The 25,629-nt window shown below is 36.4% G+C and carries 26 protein-coding genes; 22 read left to right on the top strand and 4 right to left on the bottom strand.

Features of this window, described 5'->3' with window-relative positions; all coding sequences use genetic code 11:
- The first annotated feature begins 411 nt into the window (after positions 1-411).
- The 7 genes from PZE06_RS01380 (at position 412) to PZE06_RS01350 (ending at position 7,390) form a co-directional block, all read left to right on the top strand.
- Positions 412-1,896 carry a PAS domain-containing sensor histidine kinase gene (locus tag PZE06_RS01380; RefSeq protein ID WP_150913059.1) on the top strand — a complete coding sequence of 495 codons (1,485 nt, stop codon included), beginning with the start codon at positions 412-414 and terminating at the stop codon, positions 1,894-1,896.
- A 318-nt stretch (positions 1,897-2,214) separates the two neighbouring features.
- Positions 2,215-2,709, top strand: coding sequence for a methylated-DNA--[protein]-cysteine S-methyltransferase (locus PZE06_RS01375; protein WP_150913061.1), 495 nt, complete (start codon positions 2,215-2,217; stop codon positions 2,707-2,709).
- Between the two features lie 264 nt (positions 2,710-2,973).
- A complete protein-coding gene (locus PZE06_RS01370) occupies positions 2,974-3,207 on the top strand; it encodes an aspartyl-phosphate phosphatase Spo0E family protein (protein WP_225310573.1) in 234 nt (77 codons plus the stop codon).
- A 724-nt stretch (positions 3,208-3,931) separates the two neighbouring features.
- A complete protein-coding gene (locus PZE06_RS01365; RefSeq protein ID WP_150913063.1) occupies positions 3,932-4,750 on the top strand; it encodes an electron transfer flavoprotein subunit beta/FixA family protein in 819 nt (272 codons plus the stop codon).
- A gap of 39 nt (positions 4,751-4,789) precedes the next feature.
- Positions 4,790-5,818 (top strand): electron transfer flavoprotein subunit alpha/FixB family protein, encoded by a 1,029-nt coding sequence (locus PZE06_RS01360; RefSeq protein ID WP_150913065.1) that lies wholly within the window; start codon positions 4,790-4,792, stop codon positions 5,816-5,818.
- Positions 5,811-7,106, top strand: a complete 1,296-nt coding sequence (locus PZE06_RS01355; protein WP_150913067.1) for an FAD-dependent oxidoreductase — start codon at positions 5,811-5,813, stop codon at positions 7,104-7,106. The genes PZE06_RS01360 and PZE06_RS01355 overlap by 8 nt, the downstream gene beginning before the upstream one ends.
- A complete protein-coding gene (locus PZE06_RS01350) occupies positions 7,106-7,390 on the top strand; it encodes a ferredoxin family protein (RefSeq protein ID WP_150913069.1) in 285 nt (94 codons plus the stop codon). The genes PZE06_RS01355 and PZE06_RS01350 overlap by 1 nt, the downstream gene beginning before the upstream one ends.
- Before the next feature lie 159 nt (positions 7,391-7,549).
- On the opposite strand, the gene PZE06_RS01345 is transcribed toward PZE06_RS01350, so the two are convergent.
- The 3 genes from PZE06_RS01345 to PZE06_RS01335 all read right to left on the bottom strand — a co-directional run bounded on the left by PZE06_RS01345 (position 7,550) and on the right by PZE06_RS01335 (position 9,913).
- Positions 7,550-7,999 carry a YndM family protein gene (locus PZE06_RS01345; protein ID WP_150913071.1) on the bottom strand — a complete coding sequence of 150 codons (450 nt, stop codon included), beginning with the start codon at positions 7,997-7,999 and terminating at the stop codon, positions 7,550-7,552.
- Between the two features lie 246 nt (positions 8,000-8,245).
- Positions 8,246-8,563 carry a hypothetical protein gene (locus tag PZE06_RS01340; RefSeq protein ID WP_150913073.1) on the bottom strand — a complete coding sequence of 106 codons (318 nt, stop codon included), beginning with the start codon at positions 8,561-8,563 and terminating at the stop codon, positions 8,246-8,248.
- Positions 8,564-8,737: 174 nt separating this feature from the next.
- A complete protein-coding gene (locus PZE06_RS01335; RefSeq protein WP_150913542.1) occupies positions 8,738-9,913 on the bottom strand; it encodes an MFS transporter in 1,176 nt (391 codons plus the stop codon).
- Between the two features lie 152 nt (positions 9,914-10,065).
- Here PZE06_RS01335 and PZE06_RS01330 point away from each other — a divergent pair, with 152 nt between their 5' ends.
- A complete protein-coding gene (locus tag PZE06_RS01330) occupies positions 10,066-11,031 on the top strand; it encodes a phosphotransferase enzyme family protein (RefSeq protein ID WP_150913075.1) in 966 nt (321 codons plus the stop codon).
- A gap of 214 nt (positions 11,032-11,245) precedes the next feature.
- Here PZE06_RS01330 and PZE06_RS01325 read toward each other — a convergent pair whose 3' ends face one another.
- On the bottom strand, positions 11,246-12,766 hold the full coding sequence (locus tag PZE06_RS01325) for an ATP-binding protein (protein WP_150913077.1): 1,521 nt from the start codon (positions 12,764-12,766) through the stop codon (positions 11,246-11,248).
- 578 nt (positions 12,767-13,344) lie between these two features.
- Here PZE06_RS01325 and PZE06_RS01320 point away from each other — a divergent pair.
- The 14 genes from PZE06_RS01320 (at position 13,345) to PZE06_RS01255 (ending at position 25,604) form a co-directional block, all read left to right on the top strand.
- A complete protein-coding gene (locus PZE06_RS01320) occupies positions 13,345-13,779 on the top strand; it encodes a MarR family winged helix-turn-helix transcriptional regulator (RefSeq protein WP_150913079.1) in 435 nt (144 codons plus the stop codon).
- Between the two features lie 371 nt (positions 13,780-14,150).
- Positions 14,151-15,845: a M3 family oligoendopeptidase gene (locus PZE06_RS01315; protein WP_150913082.1), complete on the top strand. Its 1,695-nt coding sequence runs from the start codon at positions 14,151-14,153 to the stop codon at positions 15,843-15,845.
- A 798-nt stretch (positions 15,846-16,643) separates the two neighbouring features.
- Complete coding sequence (locus PZE06_RS01310) at positions 16,644-17,873, top strand: hemolysin family protein (protein WP_150913084.1); 1,230 nt, start codon at positions 16,644-16,646, stop codon at positions 17,871-17,873.
- 272 nt (positions 17,874-18,145) lie between these two features.
- Complete coding sequence (locus PZE06_RS01305; protein ID WP_150913086.1) at positions 18,146-19,114, top strand: hypothetical protein; 969 nt, start codon at positions 18,146-18,148, stop codon at positions 19,112-19,114.
- Positions 19,115-19,118: 4 nt separating this feature from the next.
- A complete protein-coding gene (locus tag PZE06_RS01300; protein ID WP_150913088.1) occupies positions 19,119-19,565 on the top strand; it encodes a cytochrome c maturation protein CcmE in 447 nt (148 codons plus the stop codon).
- 21 nt (positions 19,566-19,586) lie between these two features.
- Complete coding sequence (locus PZE06_RS01295) at positions 19,587-21,572, top strand: heme lyase CcmF/NrfE family subunit (protein WP_150913090.1); 1,986 nt, start codon at positions 19,587-19,589, stop codon at positions 21,570-21,572.
- 1 nt (position 21,573) lies between these two features.
- Entirely contained in the window at positions 21,574-22,050 is a 477-nt protein-coding gene (locus PZE06_RS01290; protein WP_150913092.1) for a cytochrome c-type biogenesis protein, read from the top strand.
- 12 nt (positions 22,051-22,062) lie between these two features.
- The gene (locus PZE06_RS01285) at positions 22,063-22,419 is read left to right on the top strand and encodes a hypothetical protein (RefSeq protein WP_150913094.1); all 357 of its coding nucleotides are present in this window, start codon (positions 22,063-22,065) and stop codon (positions 22,417-22,419) included.
- Positions 22,420-22,425: 6 nt separating this feature from the next.
- Positions 22,426-22,749, top strand: a complete 324-nt coding sequence (locus PZE06_RS01280) for a hypothetical protein (protein ID WP_150913096.1) — start codon at positions 22,426-22,428, stop codon at positions 22,747-22,749.
- A gap of 68 nt (positions 22,750-22,817) precedes the next feature.
- Positions 22,818-23,522 (top strand): heme ABC exporter ATP-binding protein CcmA, encoded by a 705-nt coding sequence (ccmA, locus tag PZE06_RS01275; RefSeq protein WP_191963116.1) that lies wholly within the window; start codon positions 22,818-22,820, stop codon positions 23,520-23,522.
- Positions 23,519-24,202 (top strand): heme exporter protein CcmB, encoded by a 684-nt coding sequence (locus PZE06_RS01270; RefSeq protein ID WP_150913100.1) that lies wholly within the window; start codon positions 23,519-23,521, stop codon positions 24,200-24,202. The genes ccmA and PZE06_RS01270 overlap by 4 nt, the downstream gene beginning before the upstream one ends.
- Positions 24,202-24,909, top strand: coding sequence for a cytochrome c biogenesis protein (locus tag PZE06_RS01265; protein WP_150913102.1), 708 nt, complete (start codon positions 24,202-24,204; stop codon positions 24,907-24,909). Before PZE06_RS01270 ends, PZE06_RS01265 begins: the two co-directional genes overlap by 1 nt.
- A 28-nt stretch (positions 24,910-24,937) precedes the next feature.
- Entirely contained in the window at positions 24,938-25,069 is a 132-nt protein-coding gene (locus PZE06_RS01260; RefSeq protein ID WP_150913104.1) for a CcmD family protein, read from the top strand.
- Positions 25,070-25,097: 28 nt separating this feature from the next.
- On the top strand, positions 25,098-25,604 hold the full coding sequence (locus tag PZE06_RS01255) for a TlpA family protein disulfide reductase (RefSeq protein ID WP_150913106.1): 507 nt from the start codon (positions 25,098-25,100) through the stop codon (positions 25,602-25,604).
- Positions 25,605-25,629 lie beyond the last annotated feature (25 nt).

Here is a 25,629-nt window from a genome sequence, read left to right as displayed (position 1 = left end):
CTTTTTTGACGGGGCTAAATCGTGGACGTTTGTCTAAAATAGTAATGATTATGTGTAGGCTCTTTTCTCTATTTAGGAAAAGAGCTTACTGCGTGTTCACTATGGTTAATGTTCAGAATTATGTAAACGGCTTAAATAGGAACGGATTTTATTCGATATGATTCAACATTCTCAACAAATCTTCTTCATTTTCTAATTAAGAAGGAAGGGTTTTTTTCCCTTTTGTAGAATAGAAACTATATTCATCTTTCCTTAGGAAAATTATAGCAGTTTTAAAACCGCAGGAAATAGCAAAATAGTGCCTATTAAGGTTGCGAAACGCCGTCTTTTTTCAAAAACTTACAGTGTTGTAGGATAAAGTTTTGAAAAGCCTAGAGGATTTCATTTACTTTGCACAAAGGGGGGAAAACGGTGAAAGAGTGTCAGCAAGAACATATGGAATTACAATCAGTAGCCGTAAAAAAGGACGCAAGATGGCCAATGCGTGAAGATAAGGTGCAAAAACAGGGAGAACTGTACCGGGACTTATTTGTAGAGGCGTTAGATGGAATCATATTTTGGAGCAGTGAAAAGGGAATTGTTGAGGCGAACCAATCTGCGTGTAAAATCTTTGAAAGCAGTGAAGAAGAATTAAAAAATAAAAAAATCGAGGACTTTATTTATAGCAAGTCTAGCAAATCGATTAGAGTGCTTAATGAAATGTACAATAAAGATTCAATACGTGATGAACTAGTTTTTCTTATGCCTAATGGTCAAAAGAAAATACTCGAATTTACGACAAAGCTTCATTCAGTAAATGATCATCATATGACTATTTTTCAGAATGTTACAGAGCGATACGAGATGGAACAAGAATTGCGGGAAAGAGAGAGGAAATTTCGGAGTATTTTTGAGGAAACTTTAGAGGGCTTATTGCTTTGGAACAATGAATTTAAAATTGTAGATGTTAATCCGGCAGGAGAAAAGCTTTTTAGGGGTCATAAAGAAGATTTAGTTGGTTTTTCTTTGCTCGATATACTTGCAAATAAAAAAGTTGATTCAAAGGAAATTGAGGAGCATTTAAGACAGCTGCAGTTACACGGACATGCAACAGGCGTTTTAACATTGACGCTCGAGAACGGTGTTCGTCTGAATATGGAATATTCAACGAAGCAAAATGTGTTCTCCAATTTAAATTTAAGCACGTTTCGAGATATTACCGATAAACTCCAAATCGAAGAACATCTGCGCAAATCAGATACTTTAAGTGTAGTTGGACAGCTTGCCGCTGGAATTGCCCATGAAATTCGCAATCCGATGACAGCGCTGAAAGGGTTTATTCAATTATTGGAAGATACGATGACCGAAGATCACTCTATGTATTTTGGAGTAATAAAAACTGAATTGAATCGGATCGATTCGATCATTAATGAGTTCTTAGTGTTAGCCAAACCACAAGCTACGAAATTTTTAGAAAAAGACATAGTTCAGATTATGCGGGAGACAATCGAGCTGCTAAGGCCACAAGCAGTTCTACATAATGTTCAATTTAAGCTGGAGTTAAAGAATGATATTCCATCGATTTATTGTGAGCCCAATCAATTGAAAAAAGTGTTTATAAACATCCTAAAAAATGCGATTGAGGTAATGAGCAATGGTGGATACATCTATATTTCAATGAAGGAAGAGAATGATTATATATACATCTCTATACAAGACGAGGGAGAAGGAATTGATCCAGAACTGCTACAAAAACTAGGAGAGCCATTTTATACGACGAAGGAAAAGGGAACTGGGTTAGGGTTGATGGTTTCCTATCGGATTATTGATGAACATAAAGGGAAGATTGAAGTTGAAAGTGAGGAGGGGAAAGGTACGACCTTTCATATTAAATTGCCGATTAAATCGATATCATAATGTACAATGGTAAATAGAGAAGGACAATATTTCGTTCCATACTCTTCGCTTTTTAAATATTTTTCGAAAAGGTAGATTTTTAGTTGATGTAAACGATGAGTCTTTCACAAATCGGTACACAATTTACGATAAGGCAAATAAAGATGCTTGTAACGTATGTATCTTTTAGTGAAAAAAGTTCTGTATCGTTTATCCAACTTGAGCACGATTCAACGAGAGCATGAATAATTTGAACTTCAATTATGCCGTAGGTGCCACCCTGCCCTTTTACTTTTTCCAATTAAATAGTATTTTTAAAAACAAGGATGGTTGAGAATAATGAAATATTATGCAACCTATGATTCTATCATCGGTCAGCTCTATATCGTTACAGAAAATAATAGCATTACTGCACTCTATCTTCATAAGGAAGATTTCATTGAAGCAGAAGATCAAAAATCCATTGTTTTTGATCAGGAACAGCCGTTGTTAATGAAAGCAGTAACCCAATTGCATCAATATTTTACCGGAGAAAGGCAGACATTTGACCTCCCGCTACGGGGAGAGGGAACATTATTCCAAATGAAGGTTTGGGAGGCATTAAAGGAAATTCCATATGGAAAAACAAAGAGCTATCAAGATATTGCGTTGGCAATTGGAAATGAAAAGGCAGTGAGGGCGATCGGACAGGCGAATAAGGCAAATCAATTACCTATTTTTATTCCTTGTCACCGAGTAATAGGCAAGGATAAAACGTTGACAGGCTATGCCGGGAAGCAAACAAATATAAAAGAACAGCTTCTCCTACTAGAAGGTGCTTCATTTAAAAAGTGAAGAATGGGAAGAATAATGTCGAATTAAACTGGTAAATTCTTTAGAAGATTGAGATTTATTGTTAAGTTTGGAGATTTTTTTGTCTAATATTGCGATTCTATTTACTTTTGAATTAATTCTTGTAATAATTCATCAAGGATACTATAAAAGATATGTTTCCTATGATTTTGGCATTAACTATGATAAACGTATGTTCCAGATTGGAAATACAATAAATAGAGCCTAATGAAATGGATTATGGGATGATGATTAGGGGGATATGAGGTGCAATATGATAGTAGGTTAATGCTGGATGAAATACAAAAAAAGAGAGAGAAAATGATTGAAACAGCAAATAGAAAAGGTTTTACAAGTGATGATACAATTCGATACAGCCAAGAGCTAGATCAACTTATTTATGAATATCAATGTTTCTTTAATGGAAAAAGAGAAGACGAAATGAAGCTAAATTTTAGACAAATGATGTTTATTATCCCACAATTGCAGGTACTGGTCTAAAAAACTTAATAGTTGTACAAGCTTGGAGGCTTCAAAGGAGGTCTTCTTTTTCTTTGTCTATCGCCTTGTTTTACGAGGAGGGTTTTAAATAATCGCGATTCTCATCATTTTGATCTAGAAATATTTAAGCTTCGCTGCTAATTATTTGGAGCAATTCGTGTTAAATCAGGGTTTCACACGCATGCTGAAAGGTTATCTGAAACAATGAGGCAAAAATGCTTTTAACAACAATATTTTTACAAAAGCAATGCTAAAAACAGGATTGAAAAATGGGAAATTTTGAATTATGTGATAAAAATCATAGTTGCCTAGTGAGTAATTAATATATGATGAGTGTAAACGATTTCAATGGTTTTTATTAGGGTCCGTTAAACAATATAATTAGTTCTGAGCCAATAATACTTGGCACAAAAGTGAGCTAGGAGACGGCTTATCATTGAAAGATCGTTTTTACAGCAAAATACAAGGCAACTGAATAGGAAAAAAGTTTATAGTCTTGCATCAACCCGCTATCAAGACCGGCTTACTTGTAAAAATAACCTAACTCCAATAGATTCCTTCAACAAGCTTCAAGAACTTCAAATATCGTAAAAGTCCAACAACATGAATTATAAACTTCATTTATTTAAAACCGAATCGTAGTTGTTTGTAATATGTCTTCGTATCGAAGTCATTACAAAATATATGGTGAAATTCATCGAACTAAGAAGGGGGTTTTTATCGCATGCATATTGTCGTCTGTGTTAAACAGGTGCCAGACACAAAAATTATTAAAATTAATCCAAAGACAAATACGCTTGACAGGCGGAGCGCACCAGCCATTTTAAATCCTTATGATGCACATGCCGTACAAGAAGCTGTTAAACTCAAGCAGTCTTTAGGTCAAGGAAAAATTTCTGTTTTATCAATGGGACCACCACAAGCAACTGAAATAATTAAGAAAAGCATTGAGATTGGAGCAGATGAAGGCTATTTAATCTCAGACCGTGCGTTTGCTGGAGCAGATACTTTAGCAACCAGTTACGCATTGTCAAAAGCATTGGAGAAAATAGCTGAAAAGCAACCAATTGACATCGTGATATGTGGAAAGCATGCCATTGATGGGGATACCGGTCAAGTAGGACCTGGAATTGCTAGAAGAATGGATATTCCACCGGTTACAAATGTCATCGAAGTGACTAAATTTGACAAGGAGAATAAAATCATTTTAGTCAAAAGAAAGCTTACGAATGGCTATGAGGAGCTTGAAGTTCAGCTACCATGCCTATTGACTGTAGAAAAGGAAATTAATCAAATTGCTTATTCTCCATTACCAAATATGATTAGAGCTGCCCGATATAAGCCAAATGTTTGGTCTGTTGGAGACTTAGAAGCAGTTGATAAAACCCAGCTCGGGTTAAAAGGTTCACCGACTGTCGTCGGAAAAATGTTTACACCTCCGAAATTAGATGGCGGAAAGAGACTTGAAGGAGCAGTCGATGTACAAGTAAAACAGTTGATCGAAGTATTATCAGAGAAAAAAGAACTTCTTAATGTGAAGTAGTGAACAATATTTCAAGTTAAGATGATGGGGGAGACCTACATGATAGAAGAGTATCGTGGCGTATGGGTATTTATAGAACAAAGTGATGGGGAAATTGCCGGAGTTTCTAAGGAATTATTAGGAGCAGGTAGAAAACTCGCTGAAAAATTAGCTGTTCCGCTCGCAGGCGTTTTATTAGGTGAAGGAATAAGAGAGCTTTCATCTCAAGTTATTGGCTACGGAGCGGATGTTGTGTATTTAATCGATCATCCTGTTTTAAAACATTACCGAACAGAATCCTATATGAAGGGTGTCAATTTTTTGGCGGAAAAATATAAGCCAGAAATATTCTTATACGGAGCAACTCCGAATGGCAAGGATTTAGCAAGTGCCGTTGCAACAGACTTAAGTACTGGGTTAACAGCCGACACAACGATGTTGGATGTTGATATCGATAAGAGGTTGTTAGAAGCGAGTCGGCCGGCATTTGGTGGTAATATAATGGCAACCATTTTATGTAAGAAAAATCGCCCACAAATGGCGACCGTTCGTCCGAAAGTAATGAAAGCGCTACCCTTTGATGAAAGTAGGCAGGGAAAAATCATCGAAGAGGAGATTGCATTAAATGAAGAGGAAATGAGGACAAAGGTTATCAATATTGTGAAGGATGTAACGAAAAAAGCAAATTTGGCTGATGCTCATGTCATCGTTTGTGGAGGCAAAGGGCTTGGGGATGCCGAGGGGTTTAAATTAATTCATGAACTTGCCAATACAATCGGAGCAAGCGTAGGTGGTACAAGAGATGTAATAGAGGCTGGATGGCTCCCACATGAGTTGCAAATTGGCCAAACAGGCGAAACAGTTACTCCAAAAATCTATTTTGCGATCGGGGTATCAGGGGCGATTCAGCATGTAGTCGGAATGAAAAATTCTGAGCTTATTATTGCGATTAACAATGATCCAAATGCACCAATTTTCGAGGTCGCTACGTATGGAATTGTTGGGGATGCCCATGAAGTTGTTCCGAAATTGATCGAACAGTTAAAACAATTGCGAGTGGAACAAGGTGGTGAAGTAAGCTATGTCTGAGAAATTCGATGTGATAGTAGTTGGAGCTGGGCCTGCTGGCACCGCTTGTGCTTATCTTTGTGCAAAAAGCGGTTTAAAAGTATTGCAAATTGAAAGAGGTGAATACCCTGGTAGCAAAAATGTAATGGGAGGGGTATTATATCGTAAGCAAACCGAAGAGATTATTCCAGAATTTTGGAAAGATGCACCGTTAGAAAGGCCGATAGTCGAACAGCGCTTTTGGATGATGGATAAAGAGTCGACCGTTACATTTGGCTACAAAGGGTTAGAGTGGGCACAGGAGCCTTATAATAACTTTACTGTTTTACGTGCTCCTTTTGATAGATGGTTTGCCCAAAAGGGGGTAGAGCAAGGGGTTCTTTTAATAAACGAGACGGTTGTAACAGAATGTATCGTTGAAAATAATAAAGTGGTTGGGGTTAAAACAGACCGTCCGGATGGAGAGATTTTAGCAGATGTTGTTGTTTTAGCAGATGGGGTTAATTCACTTTTAGCCCAACAGTTAGGCTTTCGAAAAGAGCTAAAACCAGATGAAGTCGCTCTTTCGGTCATGGAGGTTATCAATTTACCGAAGGAAAAAATTAACGATCGATTCAATCTTGAAGACAATCAAGGCTGTACGATTGAAATATTCGGTGATTCAACAAAAGGAAACTTAGGAACAGCTTTTCTGTATACAAATAAAGATAGTTTGAACATCGGTGTTGGCACGACATTATCGAGTATGATGAAGGCTAAACTAAAACCTTATGATTTATTAGATTACTTAAAAAATCATCCGATGGTCGCACCACTCCTTGCCGGAGGAGACTCTGCCGAGTATCTTGCTCATTTAATACCTGAAGGTGGCTTTCATTCCGTTCCAAAAGTAGCTGGAAATGGAGTGGTTGTCGTTGGTGATGCTGCTCAGCTTGTCAATGCCATCCATCGCGAAGGATCTAACATGGCGATGGCGTCAGGAAAAATGGCAGCAGAGGCAATTATTAAAGCTAAAGAGCGCGAAGACTTTAGTGAAGCAAGCTTGAATAAGTATCGGGAAGCGTTGTATGAAAGCTTTATCATGAAAGATTTGGAGAAATATAAGGATGCAGCTCACACCTTTGAGCATCACCCACAATATTTCAACGAGTATGTTCCAATGATGAATCAAGCAATGAATAAATTTTTCACTGTCGATGGCACATCGAAGAGAGAAAAGCAAAAACAAATTGTTAAAGGATTTACAGGGGAAAAGGGAACGCTTACAGTAATTAAGGATCTTTACCGTGCATGGAAGGCGGTGAAATAATGTCAACAAGTACTATTGAAGAAAAGCAATATTTAACCCGATTTAAGGCGGATACAAAGTCACATTTAACAATTCTTGATCATGAAATTTGCCAGAAGAGTTGTCCGGAAAAACTTTGTACCATTTTTTGTCCAGCGGAAGTGTATAAATGGGAAGGAACGAGAATGCAGGTGGGATATGAAGGCTGCCATGAGTGTGGTAGTTGTCGTATCGGCTGCCCTCAACAAAACATAAAGTGGGAATATCCAAAAGGTGGGCATGGCATCGTTTTTAGGCTTGCTTAGAAAAAAAGTGGAAGCAATCAGCTTCCACTTATTTCTTTGCAGGAAATTTAGGTTTTGCAGTTGTGTACAGCTTTTCCATGGGGATACCAATTTCAGGTCCTCTCCCTGCGAAAAGTCCAGTTATTTTCGTCGATGAGTAAGGCGCTTTCGCTTTTGTTTTCATCTTCGATTTTCGTAATCTTTGTTAACCTCTGGTGTAAATTCTTCCGACGCTTCAGTTTGATATTGCAGATTTCTTCTTTTTGTTTGATCATCCCGATCTTGAGGATTTTTCAAGATATTTGCCATATAGCTGTGGAAGAAAAATTCGAAGACCGTTACTCCGATAGCAGAAAATAATGCCATCGTAAATGCATTCGTTGAAGCAGTTAACAATGAAATCATGACCCAAATGACAGCAAGTGCAAGTCCAAAATCTGCTAATGTTGCAATGGCATTGTTTGTTCTTGGGAGAATTCCTAAATCACCTACAATATAAGAAATAATTCCTACGATTAGTGTGATTAGAAATACCGTTCCAAACGTCATTCCATAGTATAAGCCTAAAATAATATACAAAAGTGCCAGCGTTGCAATAAATTTAAGTGCTAATGCCTTAAAATGTTCCATACAAACCACCTTTCTTATGAGAAAAAGTTTCACAAGGATGAAGCAGTTGCACATTTTACACATTAGTTATCCTTCTTCATCACCTGTTATCGATAGTTTGTCTTAAATTTAAAATTTTATTAATGATTTCGTGGTAATGTGGAAAATTTTCACGATATTTTATAATCGTCTTCTTCTTACTATCTGTATAGTATTTCACATGAAATTTTAAAAAGAAGGGAGATACTAATAGAAGAGTAAGTGAGGTTAGCCAATATTTTCAGTGGCAACAAAATTAAAATGGGGGTTTTTCATTTTCTCTGTTAATTTTGATGCTGCTTCACATGCTTTATGGAAGCAGTTAAAACTTGAAGAAATATAATAAGGTTTTTTCTTATGGAAATACCCATCGGAGTTTGCTTGATAAACAACGACATTCCAAAGATAAAATTCAGAATCATCGGAAGGAGCATGCCCCTCTAATGCGATAAGCCAATGTGTAACATCGCTTGATGGCATGTGGTCATTTAAGTTGATTGGAATGAGTTTCAACTGATAAAAATCGCGATAATTTTGGAAATGCATGAAGACTCCTCCTTTCCATCATTTTTTATTTTGTATTATTATTATATATGGTAATGCAAGCAATTGTAGCTCTATTTTGTTACTAATTTTCGAAAAATTAAAACGATTACAACGAAAAGAAACAGGAAAATAAGGACAGCTATTGCTTGGTCGATTTTCCTGTTTGAAGAAATGTTATTTTTTATCTTGAGGTAGGAATAATGTCAATATCCCTAAAATAGGGAGAAAACCTGTCAAAATAATCGTTAACGTGATCCCAATTTGATCGGCCATATATCCTAATACTACTGAACCGATGGCTCCCATTCCAAATGCCAGACCAACTGTTAAACCAGACATTAATCCAATCTTTCCAGGAACAAGTTCCTGAGCATAAACAACAGTAACAGAAAAGCTTGACATTAGGACAAATCCTGTTAATGCCAATAGGATAAAAGCAAAAGCTGGTGAAGCGAATGGAAGCAAAATGGATAATGGTAATGTTCCGATTAGTGATAGCAAAATAATGTTTCTTTTTCCAAAGCGGTCAGCTAAAGGACCGCCAAAAAATGTCCCGATGGCTCCAGCCACTAAAAAGGCAAATAAATAAATTTGAGCTTTTTGAATGGAAAACTGGTAATTTTCAATCGCAAAGAACGCATAGTAATTGGTCATTCCAGATACGTACCATGAGCGGGCAAAAATTAAAAATAATAGCAGCGTTAAATAGAGCCCGATATTGTTTGAGTAAGGGGAGGTTGTTGCAGTCGCTCCCTTACCTTTTCGTTTTAATATTTCTAAATCGAAGCGTAGCTTCTTTGTATACCATGTTGCGATGTATATTAAAAGCAAAACGGCGATCGCCGCAACAAAAGTAAACCAGACTGCACCTTTTTGTCCCAAAGGCACTAATATTAGAGCAGTAATGAGCGGAGCAAGTGCTTGCCCAGAATTTCCTCCTACTTGATAAATAGATTGAGCGAGGCCTCTCCTTTTACCAGCAGCCATATAAGCCACTCGCGAACCCTCTGGATGAAAAACGGCTGAGCCTATACCGATTAAGAGGACAGACAAGACTATTGAAGCAAATGAGGGGGCAAAAGCCAGCCCCAATACTCCAATCAATGTTGATGTTAAACCAATAGGTAATGCATAGGGCATAGGTTTTTTATCAGTCATGATTCCAACGACAGGCTGCATAATGGAGGCGACCATATTTAATGCAAAAGCGATAATTCCTAATTGTGTAAAGGTCAATCCCATCGATTTTTCAAGGATGGGAAACATAGCAGGAACAACCGCCTGAATGGAATCGTTTAATAAGTGGCAAATACCCATGATGATCAAAATTTTGTAATTCGTCTTCTCCATTTCTTTTTTGTATAGTTGAGAAGTTATGGCAGCTTGACTCAATTTTATACCCTTCTTTCGAATTGTGATAATGCTATCTTACAAGAAATTGGGAGGAAATTGGTCAGTTTTGCAAAAAAATTTAAAAGAATGAAACTCGGAGGCTGATGTGCTTGGAAAAAAATGTTGCTAATTTATTTACCGATGAAATTATGGAGGTAGCTTTACGACAGTTTGCCATTCAAAGAGAAGTGAAAAAGCTTGGTGATTTTGAGAATTATGTTTACGAAGTAATAAAGGATAAAAAAACATATATATTAAGGCTCACTCATAGTTCACATAGAAGTGCGGAATCCATTTGTTCAGAATTGGATTGGATCAACTATCTTTACAAATACGGGATAAATGTGCCAAAGGTCTACGAAACTGTTAATGGCAAGCTTGTCACAGCTATACGGGCAAGGGATGGCTCTACTTTTTTTGCGTGCTTATTCTCAAAGGCTCCAGGTCGTCCAGTTAAGGTTAATGATGAGAGTTTTTCGAAGAAATTATTTTATCAATGGGGGAGAACGGTTGGGAAAATTCATACTGCAACGAAAGAGTATTGCCGAGGGGAGGAAATCAAAGAAAGGTTACATTGGAATGAAGATGAGCTTCTTGCAATTGAGAGATTCATTCCTAAGGATGAGGAGCTAGTCATAGCCAATGCGAAGAAGCTGATCTCAGATGTTGAACGGTTAGAAAGAACGGATGACCAATACGGCTTGATTCATTCTGATCTTCATCATGGTAATTTCTTTTATGATGGAAAGGATATTCATGTTTTTGATTTTGATGATTGTTGCTTTCACTGGTTATATTACGCTACTTTATTTCGTTACCCTGAAAATAAGAAAGGAGAAAGGAAGGCATTTGCTAGTATCTTTTTAGAGTCTTTCTTAGCAGGCTATACGACAGAAAATATTTTGCCCGATGAATGGAAAAAACAAGTTTCCCTTTTTTTGCGATTAAGGGATGTAACGCTGTATACTGTATTTCATAAGAAAATTGCCCCAGCTGATCGCAGTGAACGGGTCAAAAGTCTATTAAAGGAAATAAGAGCGCGCATTGAAAGGAAGATGCCGCTCGTTGAGTTATAAGGTTTATGATGTGAATACTTCCCTGAAATGAGTGAATTTACGTCTAGTTTCTATCAAACATCAGCTTGATTAAGGTAATTAGAGGTGCTTGCACTGAAGGCAATCTTCCCTATTATTCATCGATATTTGACAACAATGCTTTCGTCATCAGAATATAAAAAGACAGGCCTGTTTTTGGCTGAAAACAGACCTGCCTTTAGAGGTTGGTTATTTGTTAGGAAGAACTAATTAGAGGTAGTTTAAGTATGACTGTAGTTCCTTTATGTTCTTCGCTAGTAATCAAAATTTCTCCGTTAAATGATTGTAAAATACGTTTGCACACGACTAAACCGAGTCCAGTACCTGTTTCTTTTGAAGTATAAAAAGGAGTAAATATTTGTTCAATCACTTTTTCGTTGATTCCAACTCCGGTATCTGTAATGATAATTTCGCAAAGATGGTTTTCTTTACGCAATTCTACTGTCAGGATTCCCTCGGATTTTATTTCGCCCTTCATTGCTTCAAAAGCATTTCTTGTAATGTTTAAAATAACTTGCTTCATTTGGTCTTTAGTACATTTGACAAGAATGGGGTCTGTTGCAACTTCGTAATGAAGATGAACTCTATTAAAAGTTGCTTCCGATAAGATTAATGGATAAAGTTCTCTAAGAACACCAGAAATATCAACAATTTCCATTTTTTGCGCTGTCGGCTTCCCTAAAATTAGAAATTCACTCACAATTTCATTGATCCGTTCTATTTCTTTATCAATGACGGAAAAATACATGCGATCAGTCGGTTCATCGTATTTTTCACTAAGAAGTTGTACAAGCCCTTTAATTCCCGTTAATGGATTGCGGATTTCATGGGCGGTGCTAGCTGCTAGTGTGCCGACTAGTTCTAGCTTTTGCGCTTCATTTTCTTTTCTTTCGATTGCTGCCTGACGCTTAAGCAATAAATAATTGATTAGTAAAAATAGAATATGGGTAAGAATCAGATGAATTCCAATAATCATCAATGAATCTATCACAGTTTTTTCTTTCTCATCCACTTTTACTTTTAACTTCCATGGCAGACGCTCGATCGGATAAGTGACCCATTTCTCCTCATTTGTAAGATCTTCAATTTTTTCGGTTTCTTTCATATTAAACGTCATTAATATATTTTCATTTGCGCTTAATAGCAAGATTTTTGAGTCAGGTGTGAGAACTTTCATTAAGTTTTCGACGTAATCAATTCGTAACAGTGCCAATGATACGGCCATCAATTCATTGTTTTCGGCTAATATAGGGTAGGCAAGTCCGATGACCGTCTGTCCGTTTTCTAAAGAAAACGAATCATTTGAAATGATAACATCCTTTGTTTTCGTGACTTCATTAACTAACTCTTTTTCAATATAAGTACTTTCGGGTAAGTGCTGGTTTGAACCGGCAATAATCCCCCCATTTTTTCCTACTAAATAAATCCCCCCATAGCGAGGATCTGATTGGTGAGCCTTTTCGAGCAAAGGCTTCATTTGCTCTAGATCGTCGAATAAAGTTTTTGCGGTCATAGCGATCATTTCAAGGGAGGTTACCGTCCCGCTAATAAACTTATCCCAATGTGATTCATGAATCGAGGCAATCCAGTTGGCTTCATTTATTCGTTCATTTAAATTAATTATCGATCGTAAATGGATGAAATAAGAACTTCCAATGATGGTTGGAACAAATACGACAATAAGATAGATAATCAATAATTTCAGATGTTTTTTCATTAAGTGGCTCCAAAGCTTTATTCATTTTTTAGTTAAGTAAAATTGTTAATATACACACCTTATCAAATTTGAGCGAGAAATTGCAAAAAAATAACACATGCTGTTGATAGGTCAAAGTTTAAGCAATTCCGCCATAAACAATTTTCCAGCATAAAAGAAAAGTTGTAATGCTGAATTATACGTTTAACCGTGCTTGAAATTTTGTAAAAACTGGATAGTTCATTAATATTATAGCATTAAATAACATCGAATTATTTATAGAGACGAACTTTTTTGTTATTGTTTAACAATATTGTAGATAAGACAGTTATTGTTTTATTTCGGGTGCAGTCTTGGTTTTGAACGACTATCAGGTTATGCTGAAAGGTTGAGAAAGTGTGGCAAAAATCAGCACGAACATATAACAGAGTCTTTGATTTAGTAATTCTTTTACAAAAGCTTCATGAAATTGACATAGAACAGGAGTTTTCTCTATAATAGTTTTAAATCAAGATATTAGAGGTTTTTGCCATATTATTGAGCTAAGCAGGCATAGGAGGCCTTGAAAAACTATATTTCGTTTAAAGGATTTGAGATATATGAATAACGATGAAATTAAACAATCTCTTAAGCTATTTATCGTATTGTCCCGTGCCTATCGCGCGGTCAATGAAAATGTCAATAAATTAATTCATACTTATGGATTAAATCCGACAGAGTTTGCTGTTTTAGAATTGCTTTATCATAAAGGGGAGCAACCACTCCAACAAATAGGCGGAAAAATCCTTTTAGCAAGCGGAAGTATTACTTACGTCGTTGACAAGTTGGAGGAAAAGGGGTATTTAGTTCGGGTAGCTTGTCCAAATGATAGAAGGGTTACGTTTGCACAAATTACCGATAGCGGAAAAAAATTCATCGAAGATGTTTTCCCTCAGCATGAACAAAAAATTCATCAACTAATGTCCGAGCTTTCTAATGATGAAAAGAATGAAGCGATTGCGCTTTTGAAAAAACTTGGTCTGTCTGTTTCGTAAGTAAAGCAAATGCCATATTGCTGTGAGAAGCTGTGTCAAAAATCGTTAGAAACGACTTTTTGATATCAGCTTTTTCTTGTGTGTAGGTCTTTAGGGATTTTGCTTATTAAATAATCGATAAAAGGAGGATTCCTTTTTTGTTTTTGCCTCATGCTCTTTACTTATGGAAATTATAAAATGTAAACGATTGTTTAAATCTAAATCAATTTGTCTTTCTCTAGCTCATGCTGTATAGATCTTTGTTTCGCACGGAATCAACCAAAAAATCATCACGGCAACAAAAGCCTATTTTTCTATTAAATAGACTGGTTCGTCTTTTTCCTGTATAATTACTTTGTAATTTCTAAATTTTTCGAATAGGGGGCTATTTAGTGGGATTTGAGCAGTTTACATATACGAGACCGAATTTAGAAACAATTGAAAGAAATTTTGAGAGGTTGATCAAAAGTTTCAATGAAGCAAAAACCGCTGACGAGCAAAATAAAGTAATGCAAGAGATTAATGATATTCGCAATGATGTAGGAACAATGTTTAATTTAGTCTATATTCGACATTCGATTGATACAAACGATGAATTTTATAAGCAAGAACAGGATGCCACCGATGAATTAGAACCGCAAATTGACGGGCTTGTGACCAAATATTATGAAGCATTAGTTCATTCAAAATTTCGCCCTGAGCTTGAAAAGAAGTGGGGCAAACAGTTATTTGCTCTTGCAGAAGCACAACTAAAGGTATTTTCGCCAGAAGTAGTGCCACTGCTGCAAATGGAAAATAAACTTTCAAGTGAATATACTAAGCTTATCGCTTCTGCGAAGATAATGTTTGAAGGTGAAGAAAGAACGCTTGCTCAATTAGAGCCCTTTACAGAATCAAAGGACCGCAGCATGAGAAAGAAAGCAAGTGCTGCACGTTTTGGATTTTTCGCAGAACATGAGGATGAATTGGATCGTATTTATGATGAGTTAGTAAAGGTTCGTACTGAGATTGCTCAGAAACTTGGTTATAATAATTTTGTTGAACTAGCTTATTATAGAATGTATAGAACGGATTACAATGCGGAAATGGTCGCTAAATTTCGCAATCAAGTAAAAGAATTTATTGTTCCGATCGCTAGTAAATTAAGAAAACGTCAACAGGAAAGAATAGGTGTCGATTCATTAAAGTTCTTTGATGAAGGTTTCAATTTTACTTCTGGCAATGCGATTCCTAAAGGCAACCCTGACTGGATTATTGAAAACGGTCAACAAATGTATAATGAGCTCTCCAAAGAGACAGGTGAATTCTTTCAATATATGAGAGAAGAAAACTTAATGGATCTTGTAGCAAAAAAGGGGAAAGCGGGTGGCGGCTACTGTACCTTTATCGAAAATTACAAAGCTCCGTTTATATTTTCTAATTTTAATGGTACTTCCGGGGATATTGATGTATTAACGCATGAAGCTGGTCATGCATTTCAAATCTATTCAAGCCGTCATTTTGACATTCCAGAGTATTATTGGCCAACATATGAAGCGGCAGAAATTCACTCTATGAGTATGGAGTTTTTTACTTGGCCATGGATGGAATTATTTTTTGCGGAAGATACAGAAAAATACAAATTCTCTCATTTGAGTTCTAGCTTATTATTTCTTCCATATGGAGTTTCTGTAGATGAATTTCAGCATTGGGTTTATGAAAATCCGACAGCTTCACCTAAGGAACGGAAGGCTGCCTGGAGAGAAATTGAAAAAACATACTTGCCGCATCGAGATTATGATGGAATTGCATATTTAGAGAATGGCGGATTTTGGCAGCGTCAAGGCCATATTTATAATTCACCTTTCTACTATATTGATTATACTTTAGCTCAAATCTGTGCTTTTCAATTTTGGAAGCGATCCAGAGAAAATCATGAAGAAGCATGGGGTGACTATTTGAAGCTGTGCAAATTAGGAGGTAGTTTGCCGTTTACAGAACTCGTAAAGGAAGCAAACCTAATTTCTCCATTTAAAGAAGGCTGTGTACAGTCCGTTGTTGGAGAAATCGAAAAATGGTTAAACTCCGTTGATGATAAAAGTTTATAATGGCTTTGAAACCGGCTGAATTTTAGTCGGTTTTTCTTTACATTTATGGGTAATATGGTAATCTAATTATAGATAAATGAGCATCTGTTCATGTATCGTTTGTTATACGTAAATAATTCGATTAAAAAAACCACCAATTTTTGAAACATTAGCAGGAACTGAAAATGGTGAAAATATTTGAATTCATTATCCTATTTCAAGAAGAATCTTTAGTTTGTCAGATTGCAAAAAGTATTGCAAATCACTATTGCTACTAAATGTCACTGTCAATCATCAAATCAAAATTCGCAATGTGTAAGCTGTTATGTGCTGCTAGTTATATGTAAATCGGGGGGAGTACACTTTCATATTTTGAAGGTGGAAAAATCAAAAATATTTAAACTGTAGAAGGTGAAAGAAGTTCGAAGGAATAGATCGCGTAATAAATGTTTATGATCTTCATATATGGACGATTGCTTCTGCTTTGTTGCCGCAAGCTGTCCTGATTGAGGACGATAAATTTATTTGTTTCAGCGTTAACATTCTCCATCGCATTTTTTTAATGAACAATCAGATTAAGAAGATGTTGCAAAATAAAGTTTTAACGAAATAAATAGTTCAATTTCGTTTGTGCCAAAGGTAAGAACTAGAGATGAGAGTTTTTAATAATACATGATCTCCTTTGGAGGAATCAGTATTATAGAAAATAAAGCGCTGTGTTAGGCATATTTTCCGATATAATCTGCCGATACAATTCTTCATAATTGTCATCTAGCAAAGTGAGAGGCACTTGTGTGCTTTTAATTGGAGGGAAAAAAATTGTTTTTGGCAATTCTGTTCTTTATGTTAATGTCTTTTTTTCTATCAGGGAGTGAAACGGCTTTAACCGCTGTTAATAAAATGAAAATAAAGACAAGAGCTGATCAGCAAGACGTGAAATCACAAAAATTATTGAAACTTGTTTCAAAGCCAGATGAGTTGATTACGGCCATTCTGATCGGAAATAATATCTCGAATATTATGCTCCCGACACTTGTTACCATTATGGCAATTGAGTATGGCATAAACGTTGGAATCGCTACAGGAATATTGACTGTTGTCTTGATTATCTTTGCCGAGGTGCTTCCGAAATCTATTGCAGCTACTTTTTCTGAGAAAATATCGTATCTGGTTTTCCCTGTGATTTCTGGTCTCTTGATTTTACTGAAGCCGTTGACGTTTTTGCTATCGAAATTCACAAGAATTATTATTAAATTTTTGGCAAAGGAAAATGCTGAGGGGGTTTCCATTTCCAAGGAAGAGCTTATGACAATGGTAGATATTGCAACGACAGAAGGAACCTTTAAAAACGAGGAAACAAAGAGAATTAAAGGGGTTATCGATTTTTATGATATGGACGTGCGCGATGCCCTAAAAACACCGAGAATGGATATTGTTGGGATCCCACTGAATTCTAAGTATGAAGAAGTAAGAGATATTGTTATAAGTAACAATTATACGAGATATCCAGTTTATAAAGAGGATATGGATAATATTGTTGGTGTCTTTCACTCAAAGCAGTTATTAGAGTGGTCATTGCAGGAAGAGAAAGATTTACAAGAGTTTATTGATACAAAGCCACTTTTTGTTATAGAAGCACTCTCTATAGAGAAGCTCTTTAAGATGATGCTTAAGGAAAAAAAGCATATTGCAATCGTATTAGATGAGTACGGCGGTACGAAAGGAATCATTAGTCATGAGGACATTATCGAGGCTATGCTTGGTCAGGAAATTGAAGATGAAACCGATTTAAATGAAGAAGTTCTAATTGAAGAACTGACCGATTCTCATATCGTTTGTCATGGAAAATTAGGCATTCGTCGTCTAAACGAAGTATTTAAAACAAAGATTCCAGAAGATGAAGATATTCTAGCTGGTTTTTTATTTAAGGAGTTCGGTTATTTCCCTAAAGTAGGGGAGACATTAGAATATCATCATTTGCATTTCCTAATTAAAGCAATTGAGGATAATAAATTAACTCAAATTGAAATAACGAAAAAGACGATTTAATACATACTTTTGTAAAAGAAAGCATTGCTCTCTCGAACCATTGGGTGAGCGATGCTTTCTTTGTTTATAATGCTTTGTTGTAAATAAGGGGCTCTCTATTTGTTCACAATTTGGTAATAGGATGATCATATTTTGTGCGATATATCACAGAAGAGGAATTGATATAAATGATTGAATGATGGAGAGGAATTCGTTATTAATTAGCATTAATGTGAATAAGTTCACAAAAATGTCACTATTGTGTTCATAAAGGGAGAAAGGGTGTACACACATTGAGAAGATTATCGTTCTTATGGACGTTTGTTTTTTGTTTAAGTTTGATGGTAACGGGAAGTGCAAGTGCTGAAGAAACAAAAGATTCACTGAAAATGGAAGAACTTACTGTCCAGATATTGCCTGAGTATTCCTATCATCCAAAAGATAAGGAAGGAAAGCGACCGCCTTTGCTTGTTGGCTATCATGGTTCGTTATTAAATAATACAGACAAGGCACAGAAAGGGAAAATTCAGATTCCTCTTCCAACAAAGGAGAAGAATTTTAAAATAGGTTTTGTTGCAGATTACTCAGCAGATATGCGAGATATGTATGAAATTGAGTATGAATTGGATGAAAAAGAGGGCTTTATCTCATGGGAGACAAGTGAAGAAATTCAACCGCAGGAATTGTATCGCTTTGTGATTGAGTATTATACAGACTCTATCGTTGATGGAGATAAAAAGACATTGGACTTTCATTTCGAAAGCTTTGCCGATATTGGTTTAATGAACTTGATTTTCGTGGAGCCGCTAAAGACCGAAAGCTTTAAGCTTGAACCGGAAGCTGAAACGCATCAAAAGAATAGTTATAACATGAATATGTTTCTGTACCAAGTTCAAGGGATGAAAAAAGGAGAAGAAAAATCAATAAAATTGGAATATGAACGAGCAGATGATCGAACAACCACAAAAATCATGGAAGAAATGGCAGGAAGTGCTGGAATGCAACAAGCGTCTGTGCGAAATAACGAGGAGAAGATTCCGACATGGCTAATTATTACTGTCATTAGTGTCATTACAGTTATGTCTACGATTTTGCTTGTGTATTTTCTAAAAAAATACAGTGCAGCACCAAAGAAAAACTTACAGCAATCTAAAAATAAAGATGAAAATCATGCAAAGAAAGCGAAGCTTCGTGAAATGCTGCTTGAAGGTACCATTACAGAGGAAGAATACAACGAATTAATGAAAAAGCTAGGGGGCTGAAAAAATGACTAAAAACAAAAAAATCATTACGGGATTAATACTTGCGGCAGCCGCCATTACAATCATGATGTTCTCATCGATGCCAAGTGCGGGAAGTAAGGAAATCTCGATTTCTGAATTAGAACAAAATAAAGCTGAATATGTTGGAGAATATTTAATGACACAAGGTCTATTAAAAAAGGATTCTATTGAATGGGATGCTGATAAAATTGAGCTTCAGTTCGAAATTTACGATGAAAATAATGTGGCACTACCTGTTTTTCATAAAGGAATTAAACCGGACAATTTTTCAGACGATATCATCGTAATCGTTGAGGGAATGCTCGATAAAAATGGCGTCTTTGAAGCTGAGAAGGTGCAAACGAAATGTCCTTCTAAATATGAGGGAGAAGATATGGAAAATTATGATGTCGAGACACATAAAGAGATTTTAGGGGAGCAAAAAGACTAAGTCAGACAGGCGGTGAGCAGCATGTATATTATTGGTAATTTAAGTCTTTATTTAGGGATTGGGATCGCGTTTTATTCAATTATTCTGTATGTTTGGGGATTGAAAAATAAAAACAATAAAATGATTAACAGCGCACGTGGAGGAGTTTTATCCCTTGTTCTTCTTTCAAGCATAGCGACGTTTCTTTTGTTATACAACTTAGGAACAAGTCAATTTCAATACAAGTATGTAGCTGCATATACAAGTGAAAATCTACCGTTAGTTTATAAATTAACTGCCTTTTGGGCTGGCAACGCCGGTTCACTACTACTGTGGTTATTTTTACTTTGTCTATATACAGGATTTCTTGTTTTTTCTAAGGAAAAAAGGAATCCGATGATGCCGTATGCTGCCATTATTATGCTTCTAAATATTCTCTTTTTCTTTATTGTCATCGTTATTAGTAGCAATCCGTTTGAAATGACAGACACGATACCGGCAGATGGAAAGGGCTTGAATCCGATGCTCCAGCATCCTGGTATGATTCTGCATCCAGTGACATTATATCTTGGCTATGTTGGACTCGCTGTCCCATTTGCATTTGCCATTGCTGCCCTTATTTTAAAACGAATGGATGCGGAATGGATTAAACTGACAAGACGATGGACATTGGTCGCTTGGATCTTTTTAACACTAGGGAACATAATTGGCGGCTGGTGGGCTTATTTAGAGTTAGGTTGGGGAGGTTACTGGGCCTGGGACCCGGTTGAAAATGCCAGTTTTCTACCATGGCTAACTGTTTCAGCATTTTTGCATTCGGTTATGATTCAAGAAAGAAAAGGAATGCTGAAAACATGGAATATAAGCTTGGTTATTGTATCTTACTTATTAACATTATTCGGAACCTTCTTAGTTCGAAGCGGTGTTTTGACAAGCGTCCACGCTTTTGGTGATGGAGATTTAGGTGCATATTTTCTTATTTTTATGGTCTTTATGATTGTATTATCACTATATGTCGTGTTAACGAGATACCAGTTGATTAAAAAGGATACAAATCCAATTGAATCGTATTTTTCAAAAGAAAGCTCATTTTTATTAAATAATCTGATTCTAGTTGGAGGAGCATTCGCAGTTTTGTGGGGTTCAATGTATCCTTTAATATCTGAGGCTCTGACGGGAACAAAAGTAAATGTTGGTCCCCCATACTTTGAAAAAGTTATGGCGCCGATACTGCTTGGATTAATTTTATTAATGGGAATTTGTCCGCTTATTGCATGGCAAAAAGCCACATTTGAAAGGTTTATTAGGAGTGCGCTATGGCCCCTTATTGCTGGACTGATATCAGCTATCATTTTAGTTGCGCTCGGTATAAAAGGGAGCTTTGCAATTATTGGTCTCGCCTCAACCGTTTTTATGTTTGCTTCCCACCTAAAGGAGTTTTATGACGGTATTAGGGCAAGAAGAAAAGCAACAAAAGAGAGTGTAGTTATGGCTTCCTTTAAGCTATTAATTAAAAATCAAAGGAGATATGGTGGTTATATCGTTCATATTGGCATCGCTGTTATTGCCATTGGAGTTATCTCGTCGCACGCCTATGTAAAAGACACGCTGCAAACGGTAAGTGTTGGTGAAAAAGTGGAGATTGGCGACTATCAATTAACATTTAACGGTTTAACGGAACATTCGAAGAACGGAAATGGTATTGTTGTTGCAGCTTTGGAGACTACGTATAAAGGAAAAAGCGTCGGGACCATAAATGCGGAAAAGATCTTCTATGAAACCTGGCCAGAACCAGCAACAGAAGTAGCGATTAAAACAAATTGGAAAGAAGATCTCTATGTAGTATTAAGCTCTTGGGAAAGCAAGGATAAAGCGACATTCCAAGTTAAGGTCAACCCATTTGTAAGCTGGATTTGGTTTGGCGGTATCCTAATGGTATTTGGTACGGCTATAGCCTTAATTGGAGGTAAAACGACCACTTCTCGTGCGTACAAAACGGGAATAAAACACAAAAAGGCAGGTGTTTAAAGTGAAAAGAACATACTTGCTGTTTGTTTTGCTTTTTCTAACATTTCCTACTGTTGCTTGGGGAGATAATGATTATGATTACAATTCAAAGGAATTTCAAGAAGTAGTGAACCAGCTTGATATGCAAGGACATTCCAATGATGATTTAGCAACCTGTAAGGTCAAGCAAATGTATTACAAAGAAGTGCAGGAAATGCTGGATGAAGGTATGACCCCTGAAGAGATCATCCAGTTTTATGTAGATGAATATGGCCAATCAGCATTAAAGGAGCCTGCAAAAGATAGAAGTGGGTTAATTGCTTGGAGCATGCCGATAGTAGGTGTTTTAACTGGAATCACTGTTCTCTTCTATTGGTTAAAGAGAGGAAAGAAAAAAGTAAGTATTGATTCTCCTGTGTCAGAAATAGCCTGGGAGTCTGAAGAAGATAAAGAGATCACAGAGAAAATTTTTGAAGAAGAGCGCCGCAAGCATTTTTAGGAGCTGATAATCATGATTTACATTTTTTTAATTATAAGTTCGTTTATTATTCTAGCATGTATTTATTTTATACTTTCTCCCTTTTTTCTCACTAAGAAAAACGATGGAGAAAAAGTAGACGGGATCGAAGATGAAGTAACGCTTGAAGCTATTTATCGAGCCGTTAATGAACTTGAGATGGATTATTTGATGAAAAAAGTAAACGAAGAGCACTACTTACAATTAAAGGAAGAATACCAACTGCTTGCCGCTAACATGATGAAGCAAATGGGAGTTAAAAAGAAAAAGCGATCACAACCGAAACATACTGACCATCTTGAACTTGAATTATTAGCAGAGCTTCACAAGCTTAGAAAACAGGAAGGGTGATAAAAAATGGATGCACCTCCATTACATCCGAGCTGGCTCATACATTTTTGGCTTAGCACTCCTGGATTAAATAAGGTAGATCCTCATCTTATGCTTGTAATTGTCATCACGATTATCGTTGTTATCTTTCTAATAAGGCGAAAGAAAAGGAGCGGTGCGGCAATCGATCAGGAGGAGGTTCAATTTCAACATTTGCTCAAGAAAAAGCAAATGCTCGAACAAGAACTATTGATGCTTCAACATGATGGATCGGGTGAAACATCAAGGAAGCAGAAGGAATTGGAAAGGCAATTACGTTTGACAAAAGGGCAATTACGAGAGTTCACATAGACGGTTAAAGTGAAATTGAGCTCCTATGAATTGGAAAAGAAAATTACTTGATGAAAGAGTTGGCTGATATGCTTGAAATAAAAAATTTGACCAAGGTCCTTAATGATAAATTAGTTTTAAAAAATATCACTCTTACATTAAATAAGGGAGAGATTCTAGCTGTTATTGGACCAAATGGGGCGGGGAAAAGTACATTTTTCAAATGCGCAGTCGGCCTTCTACAGCCAAGTAGTGGAGAGGTCTCTTTTGCAGGACAACAATTGACGAAAAAATCGCTAATAGCAAAACGTAAAATTGGCTTTCTTGGTCACGAATCTTATTTATATAATTCTTTATCATCTGTTGAGAATTTATTATTTTATGGAAAATTATATAAGGTGAATCATTTAGAAGAGAAGATTCCTTTACTTCTTAAGGAGGTAGGTCTTCATTTATTTAAGGACGTACCGATTCGCTCTTTTTCCAGAGGAATGATTCAACGGTTATCTATTGCTAGAGTACTCCTTTCTGAACCGGAAATATTAATGCTTGATGAACCTCATACTGGACTAGATCAAGAGGCAGTAGCTCTTCTCAATCACATTATCTTAAGCAAAAAGGCAGCAGGAATATCGATTATTCTAATTTCACACGATTTTGAGCAAGTTCATAAGTTGGCCGATCGTGTCGCCGTTTTAAAAAGCGGAAGGATTATCGACACTCTTACGATGAGAGGAGACTCGAACCTTTATGAGATGAAGGAATGGTATGAAAAGGTGGTATCGAAAGGATGAAAACAATTTTGCAAGATGCCCTAACAATAGCAGGAAAGGATTTAAAGGGGGAATTAAAGTCAAAGCAAACGATAGGAATGATGCTCGTTTTTTCGGCACTTGTCATCATTATATTTAGCTTTGCCTTTGATCCTACCAATAATACGGTTAAGGCCGTTATTCCGGGACTTGTCTGGGTTATTACAATTTTTGCAGGCATTCTCGGTTTAAATCGTTCCTTTGTTTCAGAGTTAGAGAATCATTGTTTAACAGGCTTGCGAACAGCACCGATTGATCCATCAAGCATTTATTTAGGAAAAGTGATGGCAAATTTTTCGCTCGTAACTTCCGTACAACTGATCAGCATCCCGGTTTTATTTCTTTTATTTGGTTATCGCTTTACCGGGTCATATCTTTGGTTTAGCTGTATCGTAATTTGTGGCACTTTTGGCTTCATTATTGTCGGTACCTTTTTAGCAGCACTTGCTGCTAATGCAAAAAATAGTGAGATGCTGCTACCTGTTTTGCTCCTTCCGTTAATTAGTCCATTATTGATCGCGGGAGTTCAAGCTACAAGAATTGTTCTCGAGAATCTCGAAATAACGGACGCCATTTCATGGCTAAAGTTAATGTTAGCATATGATTTTCTGTTTTTAGCTGTTTGCTTTTTGCTATTTGAATACATTATGGAGGAATCTTAATGAGACAGGAAAATCTATTTGATCGAATATTGCTATATATTCTTATCCCGTCAGTTTTTATATTATTGTACTTGATTTTTATTTGGTCCCCTGTTGAGAAAATTATGGGCGAAACACAAAAAATATTTTACATCCATGTAGGAACAGCATGGGTAGCCTTTCTTGCCTTCTTTGTTGTCGGCTTCTATAGCGTTTGGACACTGATAAAGCCAAATATGAATCGCTATATTTACGCAGGTATTTCTGCTGAAATCGGCGTTGTTTTTACAACAATTACATTATTATCGGGAATGACATGGGGAAGAGCAAGCTGGAATACATGGTGGAGCTGGGAACCGAGACTTGTGACAACCCTGATTTTATTGTTTATTTATGTCGCTTATTTATTTATTAGAAAAATGGATGGTTCATGGGAAAAAATCGCCAAGCTTTCATCCGTGTTTGGAATCATTGGCTGTTTGAATGTCCCAATTGTTTTTATGGCAATCCGCTGGTGGAATTCTAAGCTTCATCCAGTTGTTTTTGGTGAAGGAAAAAATCAATCTGGAGGGGGAATTGAACCGGAAATGCTGGCAACTCTACTATTTTCCGTTTTTACGATTACCGTTCTTTATGTGTTTCTTATGCGTAAGGGCGCAGAGATTGATAAAATGCGGAATATCGTTAAAAAGTCTAAAAATAAATTAATTAACAAATTAGCAGGCTAGAATTATTTAAAATAAGGAGGTAGTAAAGATGAATTATTTATTTATCGCTTATACAGTTACTTGGGCGCTTATTGCAGGCTATATTATGGTGCTGGGGAAAAGACAAATGTCTTTAAAAAAGGAATTGAAGCAATTAGAGGAATGGAACAGTGAACAATAATGCTTAAAGCAAAAAGTGGGTGGTAGTGATGGCAAAAAAAATTGTCCCAATATTGATCATCTGTGCATTACTTGGGATCGTTGCTTCACTGATAAGTGGTCTTGAAGGCAAAGCAACGACCAATCCAGGTGAGGATGCGATTGATTTCGAACTTAAAGACGTGAACGGAAATATGTATAAACTTTCTGATTTTAAAGGGCAGACCGTTGTGTTAAACTTTTTTGCTACTTGGTGTCAACCATGTATTGACGAAGCTCCTGAACTGGAAGCTTTTGCCCAAGAATATAAAGGTGCACAGCTCTTAATTATTGCAAAGGGTGAGTCAAAGAAACGAATGGAAAAATATATTTCAGAAACGAATTCAAAACTGCTCTACTTGCTCGATACGAAAGAGGAGATTTCAAAGAAATATGGGGTAATCGGTCAGCCTGACACCATCATCATTAATAAAGAAGGGGTCATTGTAGAGCGCTTTACGGGGCCGACAAAAAAAACTGAGCTCATTAAATTAATTGAAGAGAAAGCCTCACTCTAAAACAGTTTAGCTAAATAGCTTTTAC

This window comes from Robertmurraya sp. DFI.2.37 (genome assembly GCF_029211245.1).
Lineage (GTDB): Bacteria > Bacillota > Bacilli > Bacillales > Cytobacillaceae > Robertmurraya > Robertmurraya methanolica_A.
This window is presented reverse-complemented; position numbering and strand designations above follow the sequence as displayed.